This is a genomic window from Fulvivirga aurantia, assembly GCF_009711475.1.
GTDB classification, from domain to species: Bacteria; Bacteroidota; Bacteroidia; order Cytophagales; family Cyclobacteriaceae; genus Fulvivirga; species Fulvivirga aurantia.
In genome coordinates, this window is record NZ_SMMD01000619.1 from 1 (window position 1) to 4705 (window position 4705).

4 protein-coding genes are annotated in these 4705 nt (G+C 34.2%); 3 read left to right on the plus strand and 1 reads right to left on the minus strand.

Annotated elements, in window-relative coordinates; genetic code table 11:
• Nucleotides 1–891 (plus strand): O-antigen ligase family protein (locus E1176_RS05825; protein ID WP_185152654.1); only part of this gene is annotated, 891 nt, incomplete at its 5' end.
• Nucleotides 892–953: 62 nt separating this feature from the next.
• On the plus strand, nucleotides 954–1682 hold the full coding sequence (locus E1176_RS05830; protein ID WP_155209624.1) for a TolC family protein: 729 nt from the start codon (nucleotides 954–956) through the stop codon (nucleotides 1680–1682).
• On the opposite strand, the gene E1176_RS05835 is transcribed toward E1176_RS05830, so the two are convergent.
• Nucleotides 1679–3292: a hypothetical protein gene (locus E1176_RS05835; protein WP_155209625.1), complete on the minus strand. Its 1614-nt coding sequence runs from the start codon at nucleotides 3290–3292 to the stop codon at nucleotides 1679–1681. The two genes, E1176_RS05830 and E1176_RS05835, sit on opposite strands and share 4 nt — an antisense overlap.
• 54 nt (nucleotides 3293–3346) lie before the next feature.
• Here E1176_RS05835 and E1176_RS05840 point away from each other — a divergent pair.
• Nucleotides 3347–4705 (plus strand): hypothetical protein (locus E1176_RS05840; RefSeq protein ID WP_222933092.1); only part of this gene is annotated, 1359 nt, incomplete at its 3' end.

A 4705-nucleotide genomic window follows, 5' to 3' on the forward strand; every position in this document is an offset into this window, starting at 1 on the left:
GGTTTAATAGTTGCTCTTTATGGTATTTACCAAGAGTTCATAGGTCTTCCTGGATATGATCTTAAATGGGCAACAGCAACAGAAGAGCGTATAAACTTGCTATTTATTCAAGGCAAATGGCGAAAGTGGTCTTTCTTATCAGACCCTGCAATTTTTGGTTTGTTTATGGCATTCGGTGCTATTATTTCTTTCATACTCACCTTGGGGAAGTTTAGTCTTAAGAGAAGAGCATTCTTTGCATTCTCAGGTACGATGATGTTGCTGGCTATGTTTTTTTCTGGCACACGCACAGCCTATGTAATGTTACCACTTGCTGTTATAATCTATGTTTTAATTAATATTTCCAAGGTTAAAACTTTAATGTTTGCGGTGGCATCTTGTATCTTATTTTTGGTAGTTTATTTTGGTCCTTTCTACAGTAAGCCAATTGTCCGTTTTAGATCAGCTTTTAATCCAAGTGAAGATGCTTCCATGAATCTTCGGGATTTAAATAGGCAGAGCATCCAACCTTATATTTATTCACACCCTATAGGAGGTGGCCTTACTACCAGCGGAGTTTATGGAGAGAGGTTTTCACCTGGCCACAGGCTAGCAGGGTTTCCACCAGATAGTGGATTTATGAAAACGTTGTTGGAAACAGGCTGGGTTGGATTGCTGTTATTGCTAACGATGTATTCTATTATACTCGGTGTGGGTATAAATAACTACTATAAATGTAATAACCCTAAAATAAAGGCCTATTATGCGGCCTTTATTGCTTCCTTCTTTGCACTTACAGTAGCGTTATACGCAAAAGAAAATATCGAACAATTTCCTCAGAGTCTGATTCTGTATGGAATTTTTGTATTGATGTATAAAATGCCCTCCTTAGAGCCCAAAAAGCTTAAGTGAAGTATAATTATTGATAAATATTTCCTTAATTCACATTTAGTAAAATTTAAATAAAGTCCGTTATGAATCGTGTCGCATACATAAAAGTATTAACTATTAAAATGTCAGCTCTTTTGTTATTGCTGTTTTCAGCAAATCTAAGGGCACAAAACGTTGATTATAATACAATCATTTTACCTGAGAGTGTAAAAGAGGCTTCCTTCGAAGAAAGGCTAGTAAGACTTGCCTGGAAAAATAATCCAACAACAAGGGTACTAAATAATGAAGTAGAAATAGCTCAAATAGAGGTAAAGCAAGCAAGATGGTCTTGGTTAGATGACTTCAGAGTTCAAGGTAACCTTAACGAGTTTACATTAAACGAAAGCGCTGATGTAGGTAACAGAGCTCAGTTTTTTCCTAAATATAATATCACTGGCCAAGTGAGATTAAGCTTTTTTGTGGATGTACCTTTAGAAACAAAGAAGAAAAAACAGGAAGTGGCAATTGCTTATGCCAACATTGATCAGCAAAAATTAGCACTAAGAGCGGAAGTATTACGAAGATATGAGACCTATCTTATGAATAGAGAAGCATTGCTAGTACAGACTGAGCTAGTTGAAGATCTTTATGCCTCTCTTTCGCTATCGGAGCAACAGTTTGAAAATGGAGAGATAAAGTTAGGAGAATTTAATGCTATTCAAGATCGTTATAACACTCAGAAACTTCGCCAAATCAATGCTCAAGGCCAATTCAACATTTCTAAAATTGAGCTAGAACAATTAATTGGTGTTAAGCTTGAGAATGTTCTTTAATCTTTTGGGCTATAAACTTCAATAAATGAGTCATCTGGAATTCTAGGTGCTAAAAATGTGTCTTCAAGATTGTAGTTTTCTTGAAGACACTCTCTTACCGATGGAGGATAAAACCGATTTAACATGGGTATTACTTCAAACAAAACCAAATCGTATTCTCCATTAGCTATAGCATCACAAGTTTTTTCAACCTCTCTTTCGAAGAAAGCTACATTTCTATGAAACCACAGAGGCTGTTTACTTCCCTTCAAAGGTTCATATCCAATTTCATAAGCTAACTGAGGTAGCTCGCTCATATTCAAAACTTTTAAATTTGGCTTGTTAGAATATTTAGACACAAGCCTTTTCATTCCCTCGATAGTTTCTTTAGGTAATTTAACATTATCCAGTGTCCTTAAAGGAGATTTTACCCAATCTGACCTATCACTGCTCGGTGCAGAAGGATCAGGAAGTTTCCAGGTTTTCTTTCCCACATAATTATAATCAACTTTCTGAGTAATATTTAAGCTGCTTGCTGCAACTCTTTTAATGTAACGCCAGTAATCCTGAGGCCATAGTATAAAAATTAGCAACAATGCCGGAATAAAGATCTGGGTCTTAGCGTACTCAATGGTTTTTACCTTGTTGAGAAAAAATACAAGCACGAAAGCGTGGTAATAAAAATGTGAATTTTCAGGAATGTAAGTGGTGAGCTGAGCAATTAAAGGCTGTACAACTATACCTAATGTAAAAGTTAGAAAAAGTAGCTCTTTTTTATTCCACTTAAGAAGGCCATTACCGTTTTGCCACTCATAAACTATATAAACCAAAATGGCAAATAGATATATTCTAAACACTAATGACGTCTCATCAAAGATGGTATCAAGAAGATCTAGTACTGATATTCTTGTTCCATGTGGAAATTGACCAAAATTAAACCAATACGCAAAATCATACTTGAGTAGTGGAGTAATAAAGCAAATAGATATCACTAAAAATGAAACACCAAAGATCAAAAGCCCTTTAACTGATTTGTCAAAAATAGCGTCTACCAGGATGAGTGATAGTGCTAATAAAAAGGCTAATCCACCGATGTCTTGCTTCGTAAAAATCGAAAGAAATATAAACAATGAGGCAGCAACAATTTTGACATAGTAGTGTTTTCCTTTTTTAACCAACGCACTTAGCAAAAATGATAAGGCCAGTAATTCGTAAAAAAACACTGTATGGTTATACCAGGGCCAAAAATGTATAAAAACAAAGCTGAGGCAGAAAAATAATACACCAATTGTTCTAAGTGCGGGTTTGATATCAAAAGTTTTAAATATGATATGTACACATAAAACAGAGAGTAGATTAATAAATGCTTGTGCTTTAATCAAGCTAGACATCAATGGTCCAAATAATTTAAAGAACATAGCTGGTATCAGCCAAAAACCATAGCCTAAGGGCATTCCAAAATCTTTAAAAGGCATTTGCCCAATAGATATGCGGTAGGCTCCCTCCCAAGCGAGATAAAGATTTATTTTATAGGGAAATGTGACAAAAAGGGGCAACAACACAAACCCCAATGCTATAGCTATTTCTACCGTATAAATAAAATTTGAGCTTAAATAATGCTTTTTAAACATTTAAATAATTATTATAATTTTTTGATTTATAACTTGCAGTAAGTTTAAGAAGCCGTGAAGTTCAGAGAAATTACTTACACAAATAAATATACCCATTACTTTTTAGCATTTATTTGCCTGGAAATCTTTTTATTGATTTTTTTTCCTACGAATAGAACCGAGGTAGATGATGGTTTTTGGTATGCTCAAGGCATAAGAGATGAGGATTATTTAGATCTATTTAACCCCAGATTTTTTCTGTTTTTGCCACTGGTTAAACTCCTCTATGATGGTGTTCAACTCCTTTCGTTTAATATAGATGCCTATTATTTCATGTGTGGGTTAACGATGGTTTTTTCAGGCTTAACAATCGTCTTACTTTATGACACATTAGTTGCTCAACTTGATCTAGGAAAGCGTACTTCACTATTCATATGTTTGTTTCTCTTAATCTCGTACGAATATTGGCGTTATTCTTATGTGGCTGAGGTATATGTAATATCGCTCTTTTTTATTATTTGGGCATTTGGTCTTTTCGTGAAATTAAAAAAGGATAAAAGTATTAAGAATATAATATTGTTGTCCTTACTCTGCAGCTTTACGGTATTACTTTATAAGCCAAACTTTATTCCTTTATTTATAGCCTTTCCATTAATTTATCTTTATTTAAAAAAGATAAAGCAATTGATCATATTTTATATTACCGGTGCTTTTTCAATAATTTTTTCATTTGCCATAGTCTATTCACTCGCAATAGAAGACATCAGTTTTTTAGAGTACTTGTTTGGGGGCACAAACGTGCCTGTGGGTGATGCTTATATGTCGGTATTTGTCATTGCCTCTAATATTATATCTGTATTATGGTTATTTAGCTTTCAGTCAGCAGTTGGTTTCATAAAAAATCATTTTCCCCATAAAGTAATTGAAGAAGAATTATTCTTAGCACTTCAAATTGATGGAGCCGGATCCATATTTATTATATGCCTAGTGGTTATGTCAGCTATTCTGATCTTACTTATTATCAATGCTATAAAGAGAAAGATTTATCTCACCGCTTACCAAAAGAAAACAATGGTTTCTGTAATAGCTTGGTTTCTGATTTATGCAGCCTTTCTAATGATTATGGACCCCAGCTCAAACGAGCCATGGCTGATGATTCAAGCTCCACTAATTATCATTATCTCAGTCATAATTATCAAACCGCTCGGTAAAAGGAAACTGTGGTTGGCCTATTTAGCATTATTTATGTTATTTATCAACAATAGTTTTGGAGGGCTGTGGTTGCTTAAAAACCCTAAATATGACTATAATTTGGCCAAAGTAGAGTGGCTTAGGCAGCACTCGACTGAGCGTGATATAATATTATCTTATGGTCCTGTTTCATTAATAAGACACTTAAGGTATGTTACAAATACTCAGGTAATAAATATTGAA

Excerpts from the sequence above, each read along its gene's own strand:
- E1176_RS05835 (WP_155209625.1), bottom strand. The coding sequence starts at position 3,292 with ATGTTTAAAAAGCATTATTTAAGCTCAAATTTTATTTATACGGTAGAA.
- E1176_RS05830 (WP_155209624.1), top strand. The coding sequence starts at position 954 with ATGAATCGTGTCGCATACATAAAAGTATTAACTATTAAAATGTCAGCT.